We start from the raw sequence: 23,141 nt of genomic DNA, 5'->3' as shown, positions 1-23,141 counted from the left end.
CACCGGGCGGCCGCTGACCTCGCCGAAGGCGGCGACGAGCTGCAGCACCGAGGTGCCGGTGCCGGTGCCGAGGTTGAACACCCGCAGGCCGGTGCGGTCGTCCAGGTGCCCGACGGCCACGCGGTGTCCCTCGGCCACGTCCATGACGTGGATGTAGTCCCGCACTCCGCTGCCGTCGGGCGTGGGGTAGTCGTCGCCGAACACGCTCAGCCGCTCGCGGCGGCCGACGGCGACCTGGGCGACGTACGGCATGAGGTTGTCGGGGACACCGCGCGGGTCCTCGCCGAGCAGGCCGCTCGGGTGCGCCCCGACCGGGTTGAAGTAGCGCAGGGCAAGCACCTTCATCTCCGGGAGGTGGTCGCACACGTCCTCCAGGATCCGCTCGCACATCAGCTTGGTGCGGGCGTACGGGTTCGTGGGCGCCACCGGGCTCTGCTCGGTCAGCGGCACCGTGTCGGCGTCGCCGTAGACGGAGCAGGACGAGGAGAACACCAGGCGGTGGACCCGGTGCTCGTGCATGACCGACAGCAGGGTGCAGGTGCCGCCGACGTTCGTGTCGTAGTACTCGACCGGCCGCGCCACCGACTCCCCGACCGCCTTGTGCGCCGCGAAGTGGATGACCGCGTCCACCGGATGGGAGGCGAACACCTCGGACAGCGCCCTTCGGTCGCGCACGTCGGCCCGGTAGGCGGCGGCCGGCGGCCGGCCGGCGGTCTTGGCGATGCGGTCCAGCGCCTCGGGAGAGCTGTTGACGTGGTTGTCCACGACGACGACTTCGTAGCCGTGCTCGAGCAGTTCGACGCAGGTGTGGCTGCCGATGAAGCCTGCGCCGCCGGTCACCAGGACCGTTTCGGGCATGGGGATACCTCGTTCCGTCAGCAAGGGCGAGCCTCAGCCCGCGATGAATCCGCTTACGTAGGTGGGGAACAGCAGCAGCGACCAGGCCAGCGGAGGAGCGCGGCGAGCCCGGTGGCCAGCGGCAGGGCGGCGGTGCGCAGGGCCCGGTGGACGCCGCCGCCCGCCGACCGGGCGGTCTCGCGGATGTGCAGGGCACCCACCGCGAGCGTCACCAGCGCGTAGGACACGGACCCCAGGAGGCAGAGGAACACGTAGCCGACCGCGGGCCCGGTCAGCTCCCCGACGACGGCCGCGCCGGACAGGACGACCGTGATCAGGAGGTAGGGGGCCATCAGGCGCAGCGGTAGCGGCTCCATGCCGTCACGGGTCTTGGGCGTGACCTTGAAGACGACCTTCTTCGGCCGCAGGCGCTGCACGAGTGCGGCCGTGACGCCCCAGGCCACGTACGGCCAGCGCGTCAGTCCGAACAGCCACCCCTCCCGGCTGAGCAGCGGCGCGTCGACGGGCCGCAGCAGTCCGCGTCTGCGCAGCAGCAGCGTGAGCAGGACCAGGAAGAACGACATGGACCAGAAGTGCAGCAGGAACGCCGGATAGTCGACGTTGATCCAGGGGATGCCCGTGACCGCAGCGATCGGGGGCAGCAGCAGTCCGCCGGTCGTGGTCAGTGCCAGCATCGGGTAGTACGAGAGGGCGAAGGCGAAGCGCACTCTCAGCCGGCCGGGCATCCTGCGCAGATGCCGTGGGAGCATGCCGAGCAGCATCGCCACCAGGCTCCGGGACCACTGGAACTCCTGCGCCACCATCGCGGCGAAGGTGAGCGGGCCGTCGCCGTGCGCCTCCGCGTCGATGGCGAACGCGCCGTGCCAGCCCGCCGAGTTCAGCAGGAAGGTGGTCGAGAAGTCCTCGGCCAGCTCGGGTCCGAGCCCGCCGATGTAGCTGAGGGCACCGGTCCGCACGGCGTAGTGGGAGCCGATGCACAGCGGGGCCAGGCCGTCGGAGTGGCCGAGCTGCATCGGCCCGTGGAAGGCGCCCTCGCGGTGCGGCCGGCCGCGGGCCGACCACGACGTGCGGGCGTTGGCGTCGCACACGCTGGGCGCCGCGACGTAGCCGACCGCCGGATCGGCGAACGGCCGCACCGTTTCCCGCAGATAGCCGGGCCGGGGCACATGGTCGACATCGGGCTGGGCCACCACGTCGTAGTCGCGGTATCCCCAGTGGTCGTAGAAGTGCGCGAGGTTGCCCTCCTTGCACCGGGTGCGGCGGGGCCAGGCGTCGCGGTGGTAGGCGGCGGCATCTCGCCGGCAGGACACGTGCACGCCGCGGGCCGCGCACCACTCCAGGATCTCCCGGCCGGGGTCCTCGTCGCACAGCCACACGTCGTACGGGTACGGGAAGTCCTGGCGCAGCATCGCGCCCAGGGTGGCGCGCGCCCCCTCCGGCGGCTCGGAGGGGGCCCGGGTCACCACGAACGCCGTGCGCAGCCGGGGCACGCCGACGGCAGGGTCGAAGGTGCGCAGGCGCAGCACCACGACGACGAAGTACATCGGCAGCAGCGACAGGTACAGCAGCAGCGCGCTGTTGACGGCGAAGCCCGTCCATCCGGCCCGGTGCTCCGGACGCGCCCACCACGCCCAGAACCACACGAGGGCGGCGAGCCGGCCCACCGCGAGCAGCGCCACCACGGCCCGGTCCGCCGGGCGCAGCCGGGGGATCCAGGCACCGGGCGCCGGTGCGAGCGATCTGCGCGCACGGCCGAAGACGGGTCCGTCGGCCGGGGCGTCGACGACATTGCCCGAGGACAGGACCCGCAGGTGGGTCCTGAGCGCCGCGTCGGCTTCAGCGTCGGGCGGTGCAGGCGTGTCGGGGGCCACGTCTGCCGGGCGGCGCAGATCCGTCCGGGTCACGAGGCCACGGGGGTCGCACCGGGCAGGCGGGGCCGCGCGGTGACCACGGCGTCCTGCTGCCCGCCCCGGATGGCCGCGAGCGCGGCGGCGACATCGCCGGGCCGGCCTGCGAACCAGCGCACCGTGCGGTGCAGTCCGTCCTCGATGTCCACCTCGGGAACCCAGCCGAGGCGCTCCCGGGCCCGGGCGATCACCGGCCGCCGCCGGGTGGGGTCGTCGGCCGGCAGCGGATGGAACTCGACCTCGGCCCTCGATCCGGTCAGGCCGAGCACGAGGCCGGCCAGCTGAAGCACCGTCAGCTCGACGGGATTTCCGAGATTCACCGGCCCTGGTTCGTCACGGTCCAGCATGGCGATGATTTCGCGCACCAGATCGTCGACATAGCAGAAACTGCGGGTCTGTTGTCCGTCGCCGTAAACGGTCAGGGGCTCACCGGCGAGGGCCTGGACCACAAAACTGGAAACGACCCGCCCGTCGTGCGGACGCATACGCGGACCATAGGTGTTGAAGATCCGTACGATTCCGGTATTCGTTCCGCTATGCGTCCGGTGGGCCTGTGTCAGTGCCTCGGCGAACCTCTTCGCCTCGTCGTAGACGCTGCGCGGGCCGATCGGATTCACATGTCCCCAGTACGTCTCGTCCTGAGGATGCACCTGGGGGTCTCCGTACACCTCGCTCGTGGAGGCGAGCACGAAGCGCGCGTCGTGCCGGGTGGCGAGCCGGAGCGCGTTCTCCGTGCCACGGCTGCCCACGGCGAGCGTCTCCAGCGGACGCCCCAGGTAGTCGGGGGGCGATGCGGGGCTGGCCAGATGGGCCACCGCGTCCACCGCGCCCCGCACGTCGGCCGACCGACTGACGTCCCCGCGGACCAGTTCGAAAGCCGGATTCCCGAGAAAGGCGGCGATGTTCGCGGGATCACCGGTGGAGAAGTCGTCCAGACACACGACCTCGTCACCGCGCCGAAGGAGGGCCTCGCAAAGGTGCGAGCCGAGAAATCCGCCGCCACCTGTCACGGCCACACGCATGAATTCTCCTGGATTCACCGAAGGATTCCGTCGCTCCGCCCGGCACCGGGCGGGGACGGCCGTTTGCCAGGACAGGAGACGGCCTTCGCCGAGGCCGTGAATTCACCTTATGTGCGTAAGAAGAACCTTCCGGAGAATGACAAGTCGGGCTGCGCCGATCAGCCGGTAGTGCGCGGCGGGGAAAACGTGCGGTGCGGTCCCGCCACCTCCGGGATGCGCCGGGTGCGGGCGCTTCCCCGGGGTTTCATCCCTGGGTATGACGGCACCCGCGTGTCGGCCCGGTCCGGGGCACCGGTCCGGGCGGCACACGGGTGCCGTCTCCGTCAGATCGCGGACGTGGCCCTGCTGCCCGCGAGCACCTCCGGCCGGAGCAGGTCCGTCAGCCGTTCGGCGGGCAGCAGGCCCTTCTCCAGGACCAGTTCGGCCACGCCGCGGCCGGTGACGAGGGCCTCCTTGGCGATGTCGGTGGCGGCCGTGTACCCGATGTGCGGGTTGAGGGCGGTGACCAGACCGATGGAGTTCTCGACGGTGGCGCGCAGCCGCTCGGTGTTGGCGGTGATGCCGCCCACGCACCGCTCGGCGAGGGTGAGGCAGGCGCTCTGCAGGTGCGTGATGCTCTCCGACAGGGAGTGCAGGATGATCGGCTCGAAGGCGTTGAGCTGGAGCTGTCCGGCTTCGGCGGCCATGGTGATGGCGACGTCGTTGCCGATCACCTCGAAGGCGACCTGGTTGACGACCTCGGGGATCACGGGGTTGACCTTGCCCGGCATGATCGACGAACCGGCCTGCACCGGCGGCAGGTTGATCTCGCCGAGGCCGGCACGCGGCCCGGAGGAGAGCAGCCGCAGGTCGTTGCAGCTCTTGGAGAGCTTGACGGCGATCCGCTTGAGCACGCCGGACATCTGGACGAAGGCACCGCAGTCCTGGGTGGCCTCGACGAGGTTGGCCGCGGTGACGAGGGGCAGTCCGGTGATGGCGGCGAGGTGCCGGCGGGCGGCCTCGGCGTACCCGGCCGGGGCGTTGAGGCCTGTGCCGATGGCCGTGGCGCCCAGGTTGATCTCGTGGACCAGCTCGACCGCCTCGGCGAGGCGGCTGCGGTCCTCGTCCAGCATCACGGCGAACGCCGAGAACTCCTGGCCGAGGGTCATGGGCACCGCGTCCTGGAGCTGGGTGCGGCCCATCTTCAGCACGTCGCGGAACTCGACGGCCTTGCGGGCGAAGGCGTCCTGGAGGACGGCCATCGCCTTGAGCAGGCCGCGCACCGCGAACACCGTCGCGATCTTGACGGCGGTCGGGTAGACGTCGTTGGTGGACTGGCCGAGGTTGACGTCCTCGTTGGGGTGCAGGTGTGCGTACTGCCCCTTGGCGTGCCCGAGCAGCTCCAGCGCGCGGTTGGCCACGACCTCGTTGGCGTTCATGTTGGTGGACGTGCCCGCGCCGCCCTGGATGACGTCCACGACGAACTGGTCGTGCAGCTTGCCGGCGCGTATCTCCCGGCAGGCGGTGACGATCGCGTCGGCCTTCTCGGGCGCCAGCAGGCCGAGTTCCGCATTGGCGAGGGCGGCGGCCTCCTTGACTGCGGCCAGGGCGTCGATCAGGTGCGGGTAGGCGGAGATGGGGGTGCCGGTGATGGGGAAGTTCTCCGTCGCGCGCAGGGTGTGGACGCCCCAGTACGCGTCGGCGGGCACGTCACGGTCGCCGAGCAGGTCGTGTTCGCTTCGGGTGGGCGCGGTCATGAGAGTACGGGTCCTAGATTCTGTGGGGTGAGGGGAGGCGCCCCCGAAGGGGCGCGGGGCGTTGTCGACGTGCCGGGGGCCGCCGCGTCGGCGCGGCCAGCCGCGACGGGCGCAGTTCCGGAACGGCCCGACCGGCAAAGTGCTACGCGCAGGTGGTGAACGGAACCGGGTCCAGCGCACGCACCGGACGCACACGGCCCACCGGTTCCCCGCCGCCGAGCAGCGGCTCGCCCGCGAACTCCGTGAGCAGTTCGGGGTCGACGCCCGCCCGCGCGAGCGCGGCCGCGGCGACCGGAACACGCGCCCGGTTCGCGCCGTCGGCGATCTTGACTGCGATGGCGCGGCCGTCGGGCAGCGCGGCCACCTCGACGCCCTCGAAGCCGTCCTTGGCGAGCAGCCCCGGTACGGCACGCATCAGCGCGGACACGTCGCGCCCCGAGCCGGAGGCCATCTCGGCGTGCTCGCGCATGGCGTCGGCCACCCGGGCCTCGGGCGTGCCCGGCGCGGCCGTGGTGATGCGGGCGGCGGCACGGGCGAGGCCGTGCAGGGAGATGGAGAACAGCGGCGCGCCGCAGCCGTCGACGGTCACCCGGGCGATCCGCTGCCCTGTCAGGTCTTCGACGATCTCGGCGACGGCCTGCTGGAGGGGGTGCGCCGGGTCGAGGTAGTCGGCCAGGGACCAGTTGTTGAGCCGGGCGGTCCACAGCATCGCCGCATGCTTGCCCGAGCAGTTCTGGGCGAGGCGGGAGGGGAGCCGCCCCTCGCGGACCCAGGCGTCCCGCACGACGGGGTCGTAGGGCATGTCGGGGACGTTACGCAGGTCGTCCTCGCCGAGCCCGGCCAGTTCGAGGATCCGCCGGGTGCCGGCGAGGTGGCGCTCCTCGCCGGAGTGGCTCGCGGCGGCCAGCGAGAGCAGCTCGCCGTCGAGCGGCAGCCCGGCCCGCAGCATGGCCACGGCCTGGACGGGCTTGAGGGCAGAGCGCGGGTAGAACGCGGCCTCGATGTCGCCGAGCTGGAACTGGACCTGGCCGTCGGCGCCGAGGACGACGACGGAACCGTAGTGGATGCCCTCGACGACCCCGCCGCGGATGAGGTGGGCGACGGGGGCGTGCAGGGGTTCGCGGACGACGGGTGCGGCCGCGGGAGAACTGCTGTACATCACTGCCTGCGGGTCGGGGAGCGCTGCGCGGGTCACGCGTCGGCTCCGGTGGTGGACGAGCGCGCTATTCGGCCGCGGATGGCGTACCAGCCCGCGACCAGCGCACCGACGATCAGGGGCAGGCACAGCACGGTGGTGCGTCCGGCGCCGCCGTCGGCGTACATGAGGACCAGGACGGAGGCGAGGAACGCCAGCGTCACGACTTCGGTCCAGGGGGAGCCCGGCAGCCGGTAGGAGGGCCGGGCCAGTTCGCCCTTCTGGGTCTTCTGCCAGAAGAGCAGGTGACAGATCATGATCATGCCCCAGGTGGCGAGGATGCCGATCGCCGCGAAGTTCAGGACGATCTCGAAGGCGTCCGCCGGGACGACGTAGTTCAGGCCGACACCGAGGACACACATACCGCTGGTGAGCAGGATTCCGCCGTACGGGACCTGGCTGCGGCTCATCTTCGCGGTGAACTTCGGGGCCGAGCCGCTCACCGCCATGGAGCGCAGGATGCGGCCGGTGGAGTACAGGCCGGAGTTGAGCGAGGACATGGCCGCGGTGAGCACGACGAGGTTCATCACGTCGCCGGCCGCGGGGACGCCGATGTGGGACAGGACGGTCACGAAGGGGCTCTCGCCGGCCTTGTAGACGTTCCAGGGCAGGAGCATCGAGAGCAGGACGACCGAGCCGACGTAGAACAGGCCCACGCGCCACATGATCGAGTTGATCGCCTTCGGCATGATCTTCTCGGGGTTCTCGGTCTCCCCCGCCGCGACGCCGACCAGCTCGACGGAGGCGTAGGCGAAGACGACGCCCTGGATGATCAGCAGCATGGGCAGCAGGCCGTTCGGGAAGACGCCGCCGTTGTCGGTGATCAGGGACGGGCCCGGGTGGTGGCCGTCGACCGGGTGCTGGGTGGCCAGCAGGTAGATGCCGATGCACATGAAGATCACCAGCGCGCTGACCTTGACGATCGCGAACCAGAACTCCAGTTCGCCGAAGATCTTCACCGAGATCAGGTTCACGGTGAGGACCACGCCCAGGGCTATCAGCGCGATGACCCACTGGGGGATGTCGGAGAACATGCCCCAGTAGTGGGTGTAGGTGGCCACGGCCGTGATGTCGGCGATGCCGGTGGTCGCCCAGTTCAGGAAGTACATCCAGCCCGCGGTGTAGGCGCCCTTCTCGCCGAGGAACTCCCGGGCGTAGGACACGAAGGCGCCGGAGGAGGGGCGGTAGAGGACGAGTTCGCCGAGGGCGCGCACGACGAGGAAGGCGAAGACGCCGCAGACGGCGTACGCCACGAACAGGGAAGGTCCGGCGTCGGCGAGCCTGCCGCCCGCGCCCAGGAAGAGGCCGGTGCCGATGGCACCGCCGATGGCGATCATGTTGACGTGCCGGTGCTTCAGCGACTTGCTGTACCCGGCGTCTCCGGCGTCGACATGGCCGGACGAGGGGCGCGTCTCGTCTTTGAGGTGCTGCTCGCTCACGCCTCGGGTCCGCCTTCCGTGGGGAGGTCCGTGCGCGCGGGGCGCACGATGTCGGTGAGGGTCGTCTCGACGCGGTCGAGGTGATGGCTCATGGCCTCGACTGCGTCGTGCTCGGAACCGTCGACCAGCGCTTCGACGATGGCGCGGTGCTCCCGGTTGGACTGCTCACGGCGCCCGCCCAGCTCGTTGAGGAAGGCCGACTGACGCGCCAGTGCGTCGCGGATCTCCTCGATGACCCGGCGGAAGACCGGGTTCTGGGCGGCCTCGGCCACGGCGAGGTGGAAGAGGGTGTCCATCGCGACCCACGCGGTGGTGTCCGTCTCCTTTTCCATGCGGTCCAGGAGGTGGGCCAGGTGGTCCAGGTTCTCCGGGGTGCGGCGCACGGCCGCGTAGCCGGCCACCGGGATCTCGATGTGACGACGCACTTCGAGCAGGTCGCTGGCCGCGTAGTCGCCGAAGGTGGGGTCCTCGACGGCGCTGGCCACGACGAAGGTGCCCTTTCCGGTCCGGGAGACCGTCAGGCCCATCGTCTGCAGCGCGCGCAGCGCCTCGCGGAGCACGGGCCGGGACACCTCGAGGGTGCGGCACAGCTCGGCCTCGGAGGGGAGCTTGTCGCCTATGGCGTACTCGCCGCGTTCGATGGCGCCGCGGAGGTGGCCGAGGACCGCTTCCATGGCGCTGACGCGCCGCGGTGCGAGACCACCTGTCTGGCTGTCTGACAGGTTCACGGAGCGATCCTGCGGGTTGCATCAGGGAACTGTCAAGGGCATCGCGTAAGGAAACATTCACGGGGTGCGGCGCCTGAATGCAGGCATCCGCACCCCGTGGGTGAGCAGAGGCTTCGCTCAGCCGTTGAGCGTGCCCGTGGCGAGCAGGCCGATCAGGCCCACGCCGATGACAATGCGGTAGATCACGAACGCGTTGAAGGAGTGCTTGGCGACGAACTTCAGCAGCCAGGCGATGGAGGCGTAGGCGACCACGAAGGACACGATGGTGCCGACGGCCAGCGGGGCGGCGCCGACGCCCGCGCCGAGGGCGTCCTTCAGCTCGTAGATACCCGCGCCGGTCAGGGCCGGGATGCCGAGGAAGAAGGACAGGCGGGTGGCGGCGACACGGTCCAGGTCCAGGATCAGGGCCGTGGACATGGTGGCGCCGGAGCGGGAGAAGCCGGGGAAGAGCAGCGCGAGGATCTGCGAGCAGCCGACCAGCATCGCGTCCTTGAACGAGGTGTCGTCCTCACCGCGCTTGTGCCGGCCCATCTGGTCCGCCGCCCACATCACGCCCGAGCCCACGATCAGGGAGCCGGCGACCACCCAGAGCGAGGCGAGCGGGCCGTCGATCAGCGGCTTGGCGGCCAGGCCCACCACGACGATCGGAATCGTCGCGTAGATCACCCACCAGGCGAACTTGTAGTCGTGGTGGTAGCGCTCCTCACGATTGGTCACACCGCGGAACCAGGCGGAGACGATCCGCTTGATGTCCTTGAAGAAGTACACGAGCACGGCGGCGATCGCGCCGACCTGGATGACGGCGGAGAACCCGACGACGGACTTGTCGTCGACGGGGATGTTCATGAGCCCCTCGGCGATCTTGAGGTGGCCGGTGGAGGACACGGGGAGGAACTCGGTCACCCCCTCGACCACTCCGAGGACGACCGCTTGACCGACGGTGATGGCGCTCATGGGATCCAGTTCTGAGGAAAGTTGGTCGACAGTGCTGTAGACAGTACTTGCTGCGGGCGGCCGTGCGCCACGCCCCTAGGCCCAGAGGACTCCGGCCAGGGACACCCCGGCGAAGGCCGCTGCCAGCCCCGCCGCCAGGCTCGCGACGACGTTGGCGGCAGCGTAGAGCCCGGAGCCGGCCTGGGTCAGCCGCAGGGTCTCGTAGGAGAAGGTCGAGTACGTCGTCAGGGCGCCGCACAGCCCGGTGCCCAGCAGCAACTGCAGGTGCGGGCCCGCGGCTCCGGCCGAGACGGCACCGGTCAGCAGGCCCAGAATCAGACAGCCCGTGACATTCACCACGAACGTGCCCCAGGGAAAGACGGAGTCGTGGCGAGCCTGGACGGCCCGGTCGGTGAGATAGCGCAGGGGTGCCCCTACCACGGCCCCTGCGACGACCAACAACCAGTTCACAACGACTTCTTACCCTTCGGGTCCGCTTCGTCCGGGCCTGGTGCACGGCCCACGTACCGCACGACCTCGCACTCGTCCAGGGTCACGAGGCCTTCCCCGACGAGTTCGTTCAGCTGCGGCAGGAACGCCCGGATCCGCTCCTCGGTGTCCACGACGACGATCGCCACCGGCAGGTCCTCGCTCAGGGACAGCAGCCGTGCGGTGTGGACGCGGGAGGAGGCGCCGAAGCCCTCGATGCCGTGGAAGACACTGGCCCCGGCGAGGCCGGCGGCGTGCGCCCGGTGCACGATCTCGGTGTACAGGGGCTTGTGGTGCCAGGTGTCGTCCTCGCCGATGTAGACGGTCAGCCGCAGGGCCCGGCCGGTGAGTGCCGTCATCGCTGCCTCCGGGTGAACACCAGGCGGGCGGCGGCCGAGGCCAGCCACACCGCCGCGAGGGCCGCGACGAGGGTCGCGGCGAGGTAGGCCAGCCCGGTGCGGGGATGGCCGGCGCCGACCAGATTGCGGATGTCGACGGCGTAGGTGGAGAACGTGGTGAAGCCGCCGAGCACGCCGGTGCCGAAGAAGGGGCGGACAAGGCGGTGGGCGGCCCACACCTCGGTGATCAGCACCATGAACACGCCGATCACGGCGCAGCCGACGACGTTGATCAAGAAGGTCGCCCAGGGAAAGCCGCCCGCCGGGGTGGGCCATGCCAGGGCGAGCGCGTAGCGGGCCGTCGCGCCCAGGGCGCCGCCCACGGCGACCACCGCGACGACGGGGGTCTGGGTGCGCCACTCCGGCCGCCGTGGTGGTTCGGGGCGGACTCGGATGCTCTCGGCTTCCGGGGCTGTCATGCTCGTACGTCTCCTGTTCGGGCTGCCCCGATGGGTGATCACGGCCGGGCACCAGGGTACCGCCCGGTCGTCCGCCGGGGTCCGCGCGCTGTCGCGACGCCCGGCCGACGGGGAGGCGACGCGGTCCGCAGGTCGGGCGCGCGGGCCGGTGCGGCGGCGGCAGCGCGCGGGGGGACCTGCGAGCGGCCGCTCACCCGCCCTTCCCGAACAGCCGCTCACCAGCCCTTCTCGAACATGCGGGCCACCTCGGCGATGCGGATCTCGTCGCGCCGGTAGCGGGTGCGGCAGCGGATCCGGCGGGCCTGCAGCAGGCCGAGGCGGCTGAGGAAGTCGAGGTGGGCCGCGGCCGTCCGGCGGGAGACGCCCAGCTTGGCGGCCACCGCACGCGCGGTGACGCCCCTCTCGGCAAGGTCGCCGTGGCGCCCTGCCGGGAAGTGGGACGCCGGGTCCTTGAGCCAGTCCAGGATGGTCTGCCGCATGCGGCCCGAGGGAGTCCTCATCATCCGTCCCGCCTCCGTCCCCGGCCTCCTCGTCGGTGTTCCCACTCTTGCGCAGCCGGCGCCGTCCCGTACCGGACTCCATGGGGCTTGTCCGGTACCTGACGCCCGCTGCGGCCGGACCCGCACGCCTGACGGCGAAAGGCCCGGCAGTCCCCATACGGCCGGCCCCCTCAGAGGCGGCTCAGCGGTGGCCGAACCACGCCATGGAGGAGAGCGCCCTGTCGTCGTAGCCGAACAGGGCCTGGTTCTTCCAGCCGTTGCCCGAGGAGGCGTGGGCCGGATCCCAGCCATTGCCGGCGACGGCGGTCCAGGTCGCCTCCCAGTAGAAGACGCCGAGGCCGCGGCCGTGCGGGACGGCTTCCACGATGCTCGCCACGTCGTTCATCCATCTGGTCTGCCCGGCCACGGTCGCGGGGTAGCCGGAGACCAGCTCGCCGGTGGTGTCGATCTGGTTGGTGAGCGAGTCGTCGCTGTCCAGCCGGAAGGGGCAGGCCGTCTCGGCGACGAACACCGGCTCGCCGTAGCGGGCGGCAGCGTCGTCCAGGGTGATCTGGAAGCCGGAGAGCGAGCCGTGCCAGTAGCCGTAGTACGACAGGCCGATCGCGTCGAACCTGATGCCGTGGGCCACCGCGTTGCCGAACCACCACTCGGTGCCGGACCTGTCCCCGCCCTTGGCCAGGTGCAGCGCGACGACCGTCGACGAGTTGACCGCCTTGATTGCGTCGTAACCGGCGTTGATCAACCCGGCGGGCTGTGTCCAGTTGCCGGTGGATCCCTCGGACCACAGCATGCCCCCGTCGATCTCATTGCCCACCTGGACCATGTCGGCGGTGGTGCCTTGAGCCTTCAACGCGTTCAGCACGTCGTGCGTGTGGTTGTACACGTCCGTCTTCAGCCGGCTGTACGAGTGGCCTGCCCAGGCGGCCGGCTTGGTCTGGGCACCCGGGTCGGCCCAGGTGTCCGAGTAGTGGAAGTCGACCAGCAGCTTCATGCCGGCCGCCTTGATGCGCTTGGCCAGGGCCAGGACGTGCGCCTTGTCGTTGGAGCCGTCGGCCGGGTTCACCCAGACCTTCAGGCGCGCGTAGTTCATGCCGGCGTTCTTCAGGATGGTGAGGGCGTTGCCGGCGGTGCCGGAACTCGTCCGGTAGACACCGCCCTTGGCCTCGCTCTTGGCGAGGGAGGAGATGTCGGCGCCATGGATGGATGTACCAGTCGTGCCGGACGTGAGGGTCAGGTCGTCAACATTGATCCAGTTGCCGGCGTTCGCATCACTGTTGATGCTGATGGTGCACTGGTTGTCGGTCACCTTGACCGGGTTGACGATACGGATCCACCCGCTGGAGGAGACCGGCAGATTCGTGCGCTGCTCCGCGCTCCCGCAGTTCTTCAGTGCGAGGTGGGCCGCGTGCTGTCCGCCGCCGGAGCGGACCCACGCGGTCAGCGTGTAATCGCCGTTGGCCAGCCCCGACAGGTGCTGGTAGGTCTCCACCTTGTAGGCGGACGACGCGTAGTGGGTGAGGCGGTATCTGCCGCCGTGGCCACCGACCTCGGTGTACGAGGCGCCGGTGTCGCCGTGCTCGGACCAGCCGGTGGGCGATGCCGCACCGGAACCGTCGGACTCGAAGCCGCCGTTGGCCAGTGCTCGTGGCCCGGGCACTCTGGGCGGGCAGGGCGGTGAGGGCGAGCCCGGCCGCGAGCGGCAGCAGCAGGACCCTGATGATGCGTCCGGGATGGAACTTCATCGTCCGTCGTCCCTCCGACATGACTGGGGTGGGGGTGTCCTCGGATGGAGACCCGGAGGAGAGGTCCTTCCGCCCGCGGCTCGCGCAGCTCGCACGGGCGGGGGGGGAGCCGGCTCCGCCGTCGAGTCGTACGACCCGAGCGGATGTCCAACATCGCGGTCCGGGGCGGCACGGGCTTCAACATGATCGTCATCTACACCTCGCTCAGGGCCGTCCCGGCCGAGGTGTACGAGGCGGCGAAGCCGGACGGCGCCACCCCGCTGCAGAGCGCGCTGAGGATCAGGATCCCGATGGTGGCGACCTCGCTGGTGCTGACCTTCTTCTTCTCGATCATCGCGAAGCTCCAGGTGTTCAACGAGCCGACCACGCTCAAGCCGCTCACCAACTTCGTCGACGCGAGCTGGAGTCCGCTGACGAAGGTGTACCAGGACGCCTTCCACCGGGGCGACATCGACTCGGCCGCCGCCGAGGCGACCCTGATCGCGCCGGCCACCCCGGTGCTGTCCTTCGGGCTCCTGCGGGCCGCGAACCGCCGCAACAAGCAGGAGGAAGCCCGATGAGTTCGCTCGCCGTCCGCAAGGCCGCTCCGGCCGCGGGCACCACTTCGGGTACGGCCCAGGGCCCGCCGCTGCACCGCCGCATCGCCCTGGTGCCGACCGTCCCGCTGCTGATCGGCGCGGCCCACACGCTGCTGCCGGTGGCCCGGGTGGTGATCGCCTCCACCAAATCCGGGCACGAACTGTTCTCCACCTTCGCCTTCCTGCCCGGCACCGGTTTCACCGGCGACACCAGGGTCCTCGACGCCTACCGCGGCGGCATCCACTGGACGTGGATGGGCAACCCCGCGCTGTACTCCGGTCTCGGTGCCCTGCTGTCGACCGCCGTCTCGCGTTCAGCGGCCACGCGCTCGCGACCTACCGCTTCCGCGGCCGCGAGACGATGTTCAACGTCCTGGAGGTGCTCGCCGAGGAGGGCGTCGAGGCGGACGAGCGCCTGATCGTCTCCCGCGACTACGGCCGGTCCGGCGGTGAGGCGGGCGCGGGAGCGGCTGCTCGCCCGGGACCCGGACATGGACGCCGTGTTCGTCGCCTCCGACCTGATGGCGAAGGGGGTGCTGGCGGCGCTGCACCGGGCGGACAGGCGGGTGCCGGACGACATCGCCGTCGGCGGCTTCGACGACTCCCCGCGGCTACCGCCGCCACCCCGGCGCTGACCACCATCCGTCAGCCGTGGGACCGGATCAGCGCCGAGATGGTGCGGGTGCTGCTCGCGCAGATCGGCGGCGAGGACCCGGCCACGGTGATACTGCCGACCGGGCTGGTGCGCCGCACTTCCGCGCAAGCCAGGCGCTCCACGGGGTGCCGGGAAAGGCCGTCAGGCGTCTGCCGCGTCATGGTGGCTGGTCGCGCCGTTCCCCGCGCCCCGCCGGGGCGCGACGAGCCCCGTCTCATAGGCGACGACTACCGCCTGGGCGCGGTCGCGCAGGCCGAGCTTGGCGAAGATACGGGCCACATGGGACTTGACGGTGGCCTCGCTCAGGGTCAGTTCGGCAGCCAGTTCGGTGTTGGACAGCCCGCGGCCCATCAGGGTCAGCACTTCCCTCTCACGGGGCGTGAGGGCGGCCAGGTCGGCGGGCACGGCCTGCTCCGGCCGCTGCGCCTCGGCCGCGTACCGCTCCACCAGGCGCCGGGTGATCTGCGGCGCCAGCAGCGCGTCGCCGGTGCCGACGAGCCGTACGGCCGCCGCCAGGTGCTCGGGGGTGACGTCCTTGAGCAGGAAGCCACTGGCCCCGTGCGAGAGGGCCGAGTACACGTAGCGGTCCAGGTCGAAGGTGGTCAGCATCAGCACCTTGCAGTCCGGGGATTTCTCCAGGATCCGCCGGGTGGCCTCCAGGCCGTCCATGACCGGCATGCGGATGTCCATCAGTACGACGTCCGGGGCGAGTTCGCAGGCGGCGGCGACCGCCTCGGCGCCGTCGGCGGCCTCGCCCACCACCTCGATGCCGCGGGCGGTGAGGATCAGGCGGAAACGCGTCCTGATCAGGGTCTGGTCGTCGGCGATCAGGACGCGGGGCGCCCGCTCGGGCGCGTCCGCGGTCACGGGCGGTCCAGGGGTATGCGGGCGCGGACGCGGTAGCCGCCGCCGAGCCTGCACCGGGCGTCGAGGTCACCGCCGTAGACGGCGACCCGCTCGCGCAGCCCGAGCAGACCCCGTCCGGTGCCCTCGCCGTGCGGTTTCGGCGCCGTGGGTGCGGTGCCGGTCAGCACGCTGGGGCCGGTGTTGAGCACTTCGACGCGCAGGGCGTGGTCGGCGTAGCGCACGCTCACCTCGGCCTTGCCGCCGTCGCCGTGCCGGAGCGCGTTGGTGAGGGCCTCCTGGACGATGCGGTGAGCGGTCACGCCGATGCCCTGGGGCAGTGGGCGCGGCTCGCCGGAGACGCGGACCTCGACCGGCAGGCCGGCGAACGATATCCGGTCGACCAGGTGGCCGAGCCGGTCGAGGCCGGGCTGCGGGGCGAGGGGAGTTCCCGGGTCGTCGGCTCGGGCCGGGCCCGGGTCGGTGTCCTCGCCGTTCTGTGCGGGTGCCAGCAGGCCCAGCAGGTGCCTGAGGTCGGTCATCGCGCCCCGCCCGGCGTCCTCGACGGCCCGCAGCGCGGTCGCGGCCTCGTCGGGCATGGTGCGGAGCACCTCGCGCGCGGCGCCGGCCTGGACGACCATGAGGCTGACGTTGTGGCTGACGATGTCGTGCAACTCACGGGCGATCCGGTCGCGTTCGGCCGCGATCGCGGCCTCGCTCTCCCGCTCCCGCTCCAGCAGCCAGCCCCGCTCCCCCACGGCGGCCTGCCAGCGGCGCCGGGTGCTCACCAGCGCCACCGTCAGCGCCGCGACGGCGGCGCACGCGACCGCGAGCGCCGCCGTCACCACATCGCACTCCCCCATGCCGTCTCCCCCATGCCGTTCATGGTCGCAGACGGCACTGACATCCGCATCGACCTGGGGATTCAGTGTTCTCCATCCCTGGGATGAGTCCGCCGCGAAGTGCCGTCCGGGGAGGGATGCCCAAGCCGCCGTCCCGCGTCTAGCGTCCTGCCCATGGTCACCGAGGTGAGAACGGGAGACACCGTCGTACGGCTCGACGGTGTGCGCAAGGAGTACGGGGAGACGATCGCCCTCGAGGGGTGTCGCTTCACATCCGCGCCGGGGAGGCGGTCGCGGTGATGGGGCCCTCGGGGTGCGGCAAGTCCACGCTGCTCAACATGATCGCCGGTCTCGACCGGCCGACGGCCGGCAGTGTCGTCGTACACGGGGAGCATGTCGGGGAGTTGAGCTAGAGGGGGCTCGCGCTGTACCGGCGGCGCCGGATCGGCATGATCTTCCAGTTCTTCAACCTCATCGACGACCTGTCGGCGCTCGACAACGTGGCGCTGGCCGCCCAGTTGACCGGCACACCGGCCCGGCAGGCCCGGCGGCGGGCGCTGGAGCTGTTCGAGGAGCTGGGCATCGCGGACCGCCGCAACGCCTACCCGGCGGTGCTCAGCGGTGGTGAACGCCAACGGGTCGCCGTGGCACGGGCGCTGATGAACCGTCCCGCGCTGCTGCTGGCCGACGAGCCGACCGGCGCGCTGGACAGCAGGGCCGGGGAGCAGGTGATGGACCTGCTGCTGGACCTGAACCAGATCGGCCAGACGCTCGTCATCGTCACGCACGACGAGCACCTGGCGCGGCGCTGTGCGAACCGCCTGGTGCAGCTGGCCGACGGGCGGGTCACCGGTGAGCACACGCTGGAGCCGTCGGCATGAGGGCCGTGTGGAAGGCCGCGCGGGCGGCCGTGCGCAGGCGGAGGCTGCAGCCGCTGGTGATCTGGATGGTCACCCTGGTGTCGACGGGGTCGATGGTGGTCGCGCTGGGGCTGGTGGACGCCGCGTCGGCGCCGTTCGACCGGGCCTTCGGCAGGCAGCACGGGCCGCATGTGGTCGCCGCGTTCGACCGGGGCAAGGTGACGGACGCCCAGCTGACGGACGCCGCGCGGAAGTCCGGGGTCGAGGCGGTGGCAGGGCCGTTCCCGCAGGCCACGGTGGACATTCCACGTAGCGCGGCGGATCTGGGTCTCGGCGGCGAGATCACGGTCGTGGGCCGCTCCGGGCCCGGTGGTTCGGTGGATCGCGTGGATCTGTGGGCGGGCCGGTGGCCGACGCGGCCCGGTGAGATGGTCATGAACCGGCAGTCGGCCTGGACCGCCGACGACCTCGGCAAGAAGTTCCACGTACCGTCCGGCCCGACCCTGACCATCGTCGGATTCGCCTTCGACCTGAGTGGCACGGCGGACGTGTGGGTCGCCCCGGATCAGATCGCCGCCCTGCACCCGAACGCCACGCAGATGCTGTACCGGTTCCGGGACGCGTCCTCGCAGAGCGCACTGCGCGCAGGGCTGGCGGGGGTGGCCGAGGGGCTGCCCCAGGGCGCCCTCGCCGGTTCGCACACCTATCTGTCGCTCAAGCACCAGGTGGGCAGCGACGCGCGCGCCTACGCCCCGTATCTGTTGGCATTCGGTGTCCTGGGGATCCTGGTGGCGGTGCTGATCGTCGCGAATGTGGTCGGCGGCGCGGTGGTGTCGGGCTTCCGGCACATCGGCATCCTCAAGGCCCTCGGGTTCAGCCCAGGGCAGGTGCTGGGCGTGTATCTGGTCATGATCTCCGTTCCGGCCGTCCTGGGCTGTGCTCTCGGCACGCTCACCGGGAACCTTCTGGCCCATCCGTTCTTCCGGTTCGTGTTCACCGGCCCGGACTCGGGAGTGCTGCACGACAGCGTCGGCATGGCTTCCTGGGTGAATGTCCTCGCAGTCGTCGGCATGCCGCTCGTGTGTGTGCTGGCCGCGCTCGGTCCGTCAGTGCGTGCCCAGCGGCTGTCGGCGGCGCGGGCGATCAGCGCGGGAAGCGCGCCGCGAACGGGGCGGGCGCTCGGCATTCAACAGCGGCTCGCGGGCCTCAGGCTGCCCCGGTCTGTGAGTCTCGGGGCGGGGCTGCCGTTCGCCCGGCCGGCGCGGAGCGCGCTCACCCTGGCAGCGGTGGTCCTGGGTGTGACCACGGTGACGTTCGCGACGGGTCTCGGGGCGACGATGACCCGCTTCGGGGACGCCGGCAAGAGCGCGTACGACCTCACGGTGTTCGCGAACAACTACGTGCACGGCAAGCAGGTGCTGCCGGTCCATGGCGACCGGCAACTGCAGTCGCTGCTGGGCTCGTTGCCGGGCGCGGCCCGGACAACGGCCCGGGCGGACGAGGACGCGCAGCTCGTGGGCTCCACGCAGAGAATCTGGATCGAGGGCAGACGCGGGCCGGACCTGCCCCTGGACGACGTGCTCGTCCGGGGCCGGTGGATGCACCGTCCGGGCGAGGCCGTGGTCGGCTCGGCTTTCCTGCGCCGCAAGTCGGTGAGCATCGGTGACCGTCTGCGGCTGCGCAAGAACGGCCACGAGGAGGAGGTCACCGTGGTCGGAGAGACGATGTCGCAGAACGACTGGATTGTCGTCGGCACGTGGCCGACGTTCACCGCCCTGGTCCCCGGCGGAAAGGCCTTCTCCTATCACGTCAAACTGCGCAAGGGAGCGGACCCGTCGGCGTATGCGCGCGCGGCCCGAGCTGTCGACAGAGGTCTCGGTACGCAATTGACCGGCCCGGACGCCGGAGCCGGGACGATCACCGACTCGGCGGCCGCCCTGACCCTGATGCTGGCCCTGGTCTCCTCCCTCGGCGTCTTCAACACCGCCGTGCTCAACACCCACGACCGGCGCCGTGACCTCGGCATGCTGAAGTCGATCGGCATGACCCCACGCCAGGTGACGGTGATGACGGTGACGTCCATGGCGATGCTCGGCGCGCTCGGATCGGTGCTGGGTGTTCCCTTGGGCATCGCCGCCTATGAGGTGGTCCTTCCCCGCATGACGGCGGGGATCGACGTCACCCTGCCGTCGTACATGACCGACGTCTGGCGTCCTCCGGTCCTGGCCCTCCTCGCGCCGGCGGGTGTCCTGATCGCCGTCATGGGCGCCCTGATCCCCGCCCGCCGCGCGGCCCGGCTCACCGTCGCGGAGGTGCTGCACAGCGAGTGAGCCGCCCGGGCCCGGGGAGCCCGCAACCGGTCAGGATCGAAGAAGCCACGGTGGGCTCCCCGGCCCTAGCGTGATGTGCACCGACGGAAAACCGCTGTCGGACAGGCACCGCAGAAGGAGACTCCCATGACCACCGGCCTGCAGACGATCATCTACCCCGTCAAGGACCCGAAGCGGGCCAAGGCCCTGTTCACCGCCCTGCTGGGCGTCGAGCCGTACGTCGACGAGCCGTACTACATCGGTTTCAAGGCCGCCGGGCAGGACGTCGGCCTCGACCCGAACGGGCATGCCCAGGGCCTGACCGGGCCGGTGCCGTTCTGGCACGTCACCGATCTCCGGGAGCGGCTCGCGGCACTGCTGGAGGCGGGTGCCGAACTGCTCCAGGACGTGCGGGACGTCGGCAACGGCAGGCTGGTCGCGTCGGTGAAGGACGCCGACGGCAACCTGGTGGGGCTTCTGCAGGACCCGGTCGCCTGAGCCCCTGTCCCACTGCTTGCCCCTGCACTAGTTGCACACTCAACAATTGGCCGAATCGGTGCTACGGTGCGGGTATGGCAGTCAAGACGGCCGACAGCCGGCTCGAGGAACGCTGGAGGGACATCCTCACGGTGCACGCGCACACCATGTGCGAGATCGACCGTGTCCTGCACCCGCACGGGCTGGGCGCCAGCGACTTCGAGGTGCTGGACCTCCTGGCCACCGAGTCGCCCGCGCAGGGCGACCAGTGCCGGGTGCAGAACCTGGTCGGACGGGTCCATCTCAGCCAGAGCGCGCTGTCCCGGCTGATCGGCCGGCTGGAGAAGGAAGGCCTGGTCGAACGCTCGGTGTGCGCGGAGGACCGGCGCGGCGTGTGGGTCGCTCTCACACGGAAGGGCCGCGAGCTGCACGCCGAGGTGCTCCCGCTGCAGCGGGAGGTACTGGAGCGCATGCTGACCGGTCAGGAACGCTAGAGCACCAGCTCTGCCCCGTCCGTCAGGACCTCGATCCCCTCCTCGGCCACCCGCGCACGTGCGGGTGAGGCCGGGTCGAGCAGCGGGTTGGTGTTGTTGAGGTGGGTGTAGATCCGGCGCGGACCCGGGTGGCGGGCCAGTGCCGCCAGTGAGCCGTGGGGGCCCGTGACCGGCAGGTGGCCCATCGCAGCCTGCCCGGCACCGCTGCGCACCGCCGTGCCCATCTCGTCGGCGGCGAAGAAGGTGCCGTCCAGCAGCACGCAGTCGGCCGACGCGCACAGTTCGTCCATGGCGGAACTCCAGGTACCGACACAGGGCGCGTACACCAGCACTCCCCCGCTGGCCAGGTCCTCCACGCGGTACGCCGTCACCCATGCGGCCTCGGGCGGCGGTCCCTGCCCCGGTACGTACTTCGGGATCTTGGTGCCCACGGGATGGGCCGTGACGACGAGTCCGCCGGCCAGCACGAAGCCGCCGGCGGCCAGGCTGTCGGCCCACTCCCAGGACGTGTAGCGGTCCAGCGCGGCACGTACCGGGGCGAGCACGGCCCTCACCGGCGGGGCCGCGTAGACCTTCAGGCCCGCCGCTCCGCGCAGCTCGGCGAGGCCGGCGACATGGTCGGCCTCCGCGTCGGTGAGCAGCACGCCCCGCAGCGGGGTGTCCCGGGGCCCTGGGCCGGGCCAGAGGGCTGGGGTGGCGGTGAGCTGGGTACGCAGATCGGGCGAGGCGTTGAGCAGCCACCAGTCGCGCCCGTTGCCGGTGACGGCGGCGCACTCCTGGGTACGGGACGGCAGTGCGCCGTCCCGGGCGCCCGCGCACAGCGCGCAGGCGCAGTTCCACTGCGGGAAGCCGCCTCCGGCGGCGGTGCCCAGCAGGACGACCCTCACGATCATCGGCTCCTTCGCGCGCACCGGACCTCTCGCTGGGATCTTCCCGCCGGAGGGCAGGGTGACTACTCGGAGACGGGGGGCAGTTCCGGCCGTCCTGCGCCGGGCTGCCGGTTCACCGGGCGGTCCGGCGGGATGGGCCCGGCGGGGAAGTCGCGGGGGCCCGTCCACAGGCCGGGCACCGCGTCGCAGCGGCGGCACAGCTCGTAGGCGATCGCCTCGTAGTTGACCCGCCAGCCCCGGAAGTGCGGCCAGGCCTCCTTCGAGGTCCGTTCCGCCATGAAGCCGGCCGCCTCCATCATGGCCACCGCCTCGTCGAACTCGGCGAAGGCCAGCCGGATCGGACTGCCCGGCGAAGGGTCCGGGTCGAAGGGGATGCGCAGCGCGCGGGCGATGTCCCGCAGGGCGGTGAATCCGGCGCGCAGCACCAGACGGGCCTCCGGCGGCGCCAGACGCGGGGCGAGCGCGAGCTGCAGGGCGGCCGCGTCCATGACCGCGACCAGCCCGACCAGCCAGCTGCGGCGGGGGCGGGGCGAGCGGAAGGTGAGCAGGATCGGATACGTGGAGTGGCTCTCGCCCATGTCCGAGGCGAGGCGTTCCCAGGCCCGGTACAGCTCGGGCAGGGCGGTCTCGGTGTCGACCAGCCACTGTCGGGCGAGGATCTCCGGTCCCCAGGCGGGCTCGCCCGCCCGGGCCTGGAGCAGGGTGACCTCCAGTTCACGGCGGTTGTAGGCGGCGTAGAGGGTGGGCAGGTAGGCGATCTGGAGGGCGATGAGGACGGGGCCGGTGGCCGCGGCGAGGAAGTCGAGCACCGACAGGTTCAGCCGGGCGCCGCTGGCGAAACCGAGCGTGAACAGGCTGGAACCCGCCTCCCGGAAGGCGGTGGCCCAGGACAGCGGGGACGCCGCGTACAGCAGCAGACCGAAACCGAGCAGGGCACCGCCGAGCCAGCTGGCGAGCATGCCGATCAGCATCAGCGGGGCGAGCCAGGTCTGGGCGCGGTCGATGGCGTCGTAGCCGCCGCGCAGGGCGGTGAGCCTCAGGAGTCTGCGCAGCAGCCACCACAGGCGGAACACCAGCGCGGAGTAGAGGCCCCGGGGTACCACGAGGGTGCGGAGGATGCTGCTCAGGACCAGCACCAGTACCAGTCCGCCTGCCACGCCGGAGATCCATTGCATGGGGGGTATTTTGGCGCCTGAGCGGGTGGGACTTGAGGTTCCCGTGCGGCTGCCGGTGCGCTGTGGCTCGTCGCGCGGTTCCCCGTGCCCCTCAGGGCCGGCTGCGGCTCACCTTGCCAGCAGTGTCCGCACGCCCTGCGACGTCAGTGTCAGACCGTGGGACGAGTTGCCGTCTATCGCCAGTGAGAGGTCCTCTTCCTCGGGCCACTGCGAGGCGAGGGCACCGAGCGGTATCAGACGGTAGCGGGAGACGAACGGCAGCAGCTCGGCCATCGTCCCTTCCGAGGTGAACACGGGGACGACCTGCTCGCCGCCGGCCTGCTCTAGGACCGGCAGGGCGACGGTCGAGGACTCGGCGCCGTCCACCGCGTCGTCCGGCACCGGGACCAGTACGTCGCTGTGGGCGAGGGTGTCCAGGGCCGCCTGGTCCTCGGTGTTCACGGCCAGCGCGTCGAGGGCCTGCTGGGCCGGCGTCGGAAGGTGGTCGTCGTAAGCGGGTGTCTCCATGGCAGATCCCCAGGTAGCGGCGGGTCGTACGGCCGGGCGGACGCCCGGCGTGCTCCCGCCTCGCGTACCCCTCGGGGCGCGGGGCATGCATGTTCGACCGAACCCGGCGGGAGGCGGATCGGGGGCCGGCCCGCAGGTCGGCCCC

Annotated in this window: 19 protein-coding genes and 6 pseudogenes; 7 read left to right on the top strand and 18 right to left on the bottom strand. The window is 71.2% G+C overall.

The annotated features are described in order from the left end of the window. The 13 genes and pseudogenes from galE to AB0H32_RS34305 form a co-directional block, all read right to left on the bottom strand. On the bottom strand, window positions 1–858 hold an 858-nt coding region (gene galE / locus AB0H32_RS34365), incomplete at its 3' end, for a UDP-glucose 4-epimerase GalE (RefSeq protein WP_361128974.1). A gap of 33 nt (window positions 859–891) precedes the next feature. Further along, window positions 892–2,669 (bottom strand): annotated as a pseudogene (locus tag AB0H32_RS34360) (glycosyltransferase). 89 nt (window positions 2,670–2,758) lie between these two features. After that, on the bottom strand, window positions 2,759–3,787 hold the full coding sequence (locus tag AB0H32_RS34355; RefSeq protein WP_361128971.1) for a UDP-glucuronic acid decarboxylase family protein: 1,029 nt from the start codon (window positions 3,785–3,787) through the stop codon (window positions 2,759–2,761). Window positions 3,788–4,110: 323 nt separating this feature from the next. Then, window positions 4,111–5,523 carry an aspartate ammonia-lyase gene (gene aspA, locus AB0H32_RS34350; protein WP_361128968.1) on the bottom strand — a complete coding sequence of 471 codons (1,413 nt, stop codon included), beginning with the start codon at window positions 5,521–5,523 and terminating at the stop codon, window positions 4,111–4,113. Between the two features lie 142 nt (window positions 5,524–5,665). Next, complete coding sequence (locus AB0H32_RS34345) at window positions 5,666–6,682, bottom strand: asparaginase (RefSeq protein ID WP_361128983.1); 1,017 nt, start codon at window positions 6,680–6,682, stop codon at window positions 5,666–5,668. Between the two features lie 32 nt (window positions 6,683–6,714). Continuing rightward, window positions 6,715–8,157, bottom strand: a complete 1,443-nt coding sequence (locus tag AB0H32_RS34340; protein WP_361128965.1) for an amino acid permease — start codon at window positions 8,155–8,157, stop codon at window positions 6,715–6,717. Beyond that, a complete protein-coding gene (locus AB0H32_RS34335) occupies window positions 8,154–8,831 on the bottom strand; it encodes a FadR/GntR family transcriptional regulator (protein WP_361128980.1) in 678 nt (225 codons plus the stop codon). The genes AB0H32_RS34340 and AB0H32_RS34335 overlap by 4 nt, the downstream gene beginning before the upstream one ends. Window positions 8,832–9,002: 171 nt before the next feature. Next, window positions 9,003–9,839, bottom strand: a complete 837-nt coding sequence (locus tag AB0H32_RS34330) for an undecaprenyl-diphosphate phosphatase (protein WP_361128962.1) — start codon at window positions 9,837–9,839, stop codon at window positions 9,003–9,005. A 75-nt stretch (window positions 9,840–9,914) separates the two neighbouring features. After that, window positions 9,915–10,289, bottom strand: a complete 375-nt coding sequence (gene crcB / locus AB0H32_RS34325) for a fluoride efflux transporter CrcB (RefSeq protein ID WP_361128960.1) — start codon at window positions 10,287–10,289, stop codon at window positions 9,915–9,917. Beyond that, a complete protein-coding gene (locus tag AB0H32_RS34320; RefSeq protein ID WP_361128958.1) occupies window positions 10,286–10,666 on the bottom strand; it encodes a DUF190 domain-containing protein in 381 nt (126 codons plus the stop codon). Before AB0H32_RS34320 ends, crcB (AB0H32_RS34325) begins: the two co-directional genes overlap by 4 nt. Continuing rightward, a complete protein-coding gene (crcB, locus tag AB0H32_RS34315) occupies window positions 10,663–11,124 on the bottom strand; it encodes a fluoride efflux transporter CrcB (RefSeq protein WP_361128955.1) in 462 nt (153 codons plus the stop codon). Before crcB (AB0H32_RS34315) ends, AB0H32_RS34320 begins: the two co-directional genes overlap by 4 nt. 215 nt (window positions 11,125–11,339) lie before the next feature. Continuing rightward, window positions 11,340–11,627, bottom strand: a complete 288-nt coding sequence (locus AB0H32_RS34310) for an ArsR family transcriptional regulator (RefSeq protein ID WP_361128952.1) — start codon at window positions 11,625–11,627, stop codon at window positions 11,340–11,342. Between the two features lie 178 nt (window positions 11,628–11,805). Further along, a pseudogene (locus AB0H32_RS34305) lies at window positions 11,806–13,366 on the bottom strand (arabinogalactan endo-1,4-beta-galactosidase). 143 nt (window positions 13,367–13,509) lie between these two features. On the opposite strand from AB0H32_RS34305, the pseudogene AB0H32_RS34300 reads away from it, so the two are divergent. The 3 pseudogenes from AB0H32_RS34300 to AB0H32_RS34290 all read left to right on the top strand — a co-directional run. After that, window positions 13,510–13,926 (top strand): annotated as a pseudogene (locus tag AB0H32_RS34300) (ABC transporter permease subunit); the annotation flags it as partial. Beyond that, window positions 13,923–14,320 (top strand): annotated as a pseudogene (locus tag AB0H32_RS34295) (carbohydrate ABC transporter permease); the annotation flags it as partial. The pseudogenes AB0H32_RS34300 and AB0H32_RS34295, both read left to right, overlap by 4 nt. Next, a pseudogene (locus AB0H32_RS34290) lies at window positions 14,321–14,701 on the top strand (substrate-binding domain-containing protein); the annotation flags it as partial. It abuts the pseudogene before it with no gap. Window positions 14,702–14,740: 39 nt separating this feature from the next. Here the strand turns inward: AB0H32_RS34290 and AB0H32_RS34285 are convergent. Then, complete coding sequence (locus AB0H32_RS34285; RefSeq protein WP_361128977.1) at window positions 14,741–15,466, bottom strand: response regulator transcription factor; 726 nt, start codon at window positions 15,464–15,466, stop codon at window positions 14,741–14,743. Next, window positions 15,463–16,305, bottom strand: coding sequence for a histidine kinase (locus tag AB0H32_RS34280; protein ID WP_361128949.1), 843 nt, complete (start codon window positions 16,303–16,305; stop codon window positions 15,463–15,465). Before AB0H32_RS34280 ends, AB0H32_RS34285 begins: the two co-directional genes overlap by 4 nt. A 153-nt stretch (window positions 16,306–16,458) precedes the next feature. Between AB0H32_RS34280 and AB0H32_RS34275 the strand changes: the two are divergent. The 4 genes and pseudogenes from AB0H32_RS34275 to AB0H32_RS34260 all read left to right on the top strand — a co-directional run bounded on the left by AB0H32_RS34275 (window position 16,459) and on the right by AB0H32_RS34260 (window position 20,424). Continuing rightward, window positions 16,459–17,165, top strand: a pseudogene (locus AB0H32_RS34275) (ABC transporter ATP-binding protein). Beyond that, window positions 17,162–19,474: an FtsX-like permease family protein gene (locus AB0H32_RS34270; RefSeq protein WP_361128946.1), complete on the top strand. Its 2,313-nt coding sequence runs from the start codon at window positions 17,162–17,164 to the stop codon at window positions 19,472–19,474. Before AB0H32_RS34275 ends, AB0H32_RS34270 begins: the two are co-directional and overlap by 4 nt. Before the next feature lie 126 nt (window positions 19,475–19,600). After that, window positions 19,601–19,951, top strand: a complete 351-nt coding sequence (locus AB0H32_RS34265) for a VOC family protein (RefSeq protein ID WP_361128943.1) — start codon at window positions 19,601–19,603, stop codon at window positions 19,949–19,951. Window positions 19,952–20,025: 74 nt separating this feature from the next. Beyond that, entirely contained in the window at window positions 20,026–20,424 is a 399-nt protein-coding gene (locus AB0H32_RS34260) for a MarR family transcriptional regulator (protein WP_361128940.1), read from the top strand. Here the strand turns inward: AB0H32_RS34260 and pqqB are convergent. The 3 genes from pqqB to AB0H32_RS34245 all read right to left on the bottom strand — a co-directional run bounded on the left by pqqB (window position 20,421) and on the right by AB0H32_RS34245 (window position 22,996). After that, window positions 20,421–21,317, bottom strand: coding sequence for a pyrroloquinoline quinone biosynthesis protein PqqB (gene pqqB, locus AB0H32_RS34255; protein ID WP_361128937.1), 897 nt, complete (start codon window positions 21,315–21,317; stop codon window positions 20,421–20,423). The two genes, AB0H32_RS34260 and pqqB, sit on opposite strands and share 4 nt — an antisense overlap. Before the next feature lie 59 nt (window positions 21,318–21,376). After that, the gene (locus AB0H32_RS34250) at window positions 21,377–22,489 is read right to left on the bottom strand and encodes a hypothetical protein (RefSeq protein WP_361128934.1); all 1,113 of its coding nucleotides are present in this window, start codon (window positions 22,487–22,489) and stop codon (window positions 21,377–21,379) included. A 108-nt stretch (window positions 22,490–22,597) separates the two neighbouring features. Next, complete coding sequence (locus tag AB0H32_RS34245) at window positions 22,598–22,996, bottom strand: SseB family protein (protein WP_361128931.1); 399 nt, start codon at window positions 22,994–22,996, stop codon at window positions 22,598–22,600. Window positions 22,997–23,141: the final 145 nt, after the last annotated feature.

The organism is Streptomyces sp. NPDC020362 (assembly GCF_040642095.1).
Taxonomy (GTDB): domain Bacteria; phylum Actinomycetota; class Actinomycetes; order Streptomycetales; family Streptomycetaceae; genus Streptomyces.
The sequence above is the reverse complement of the archived record's forward strand: the minus strand, read 5'-3'. Positions and strand labels throughout refer to the sequence as shown.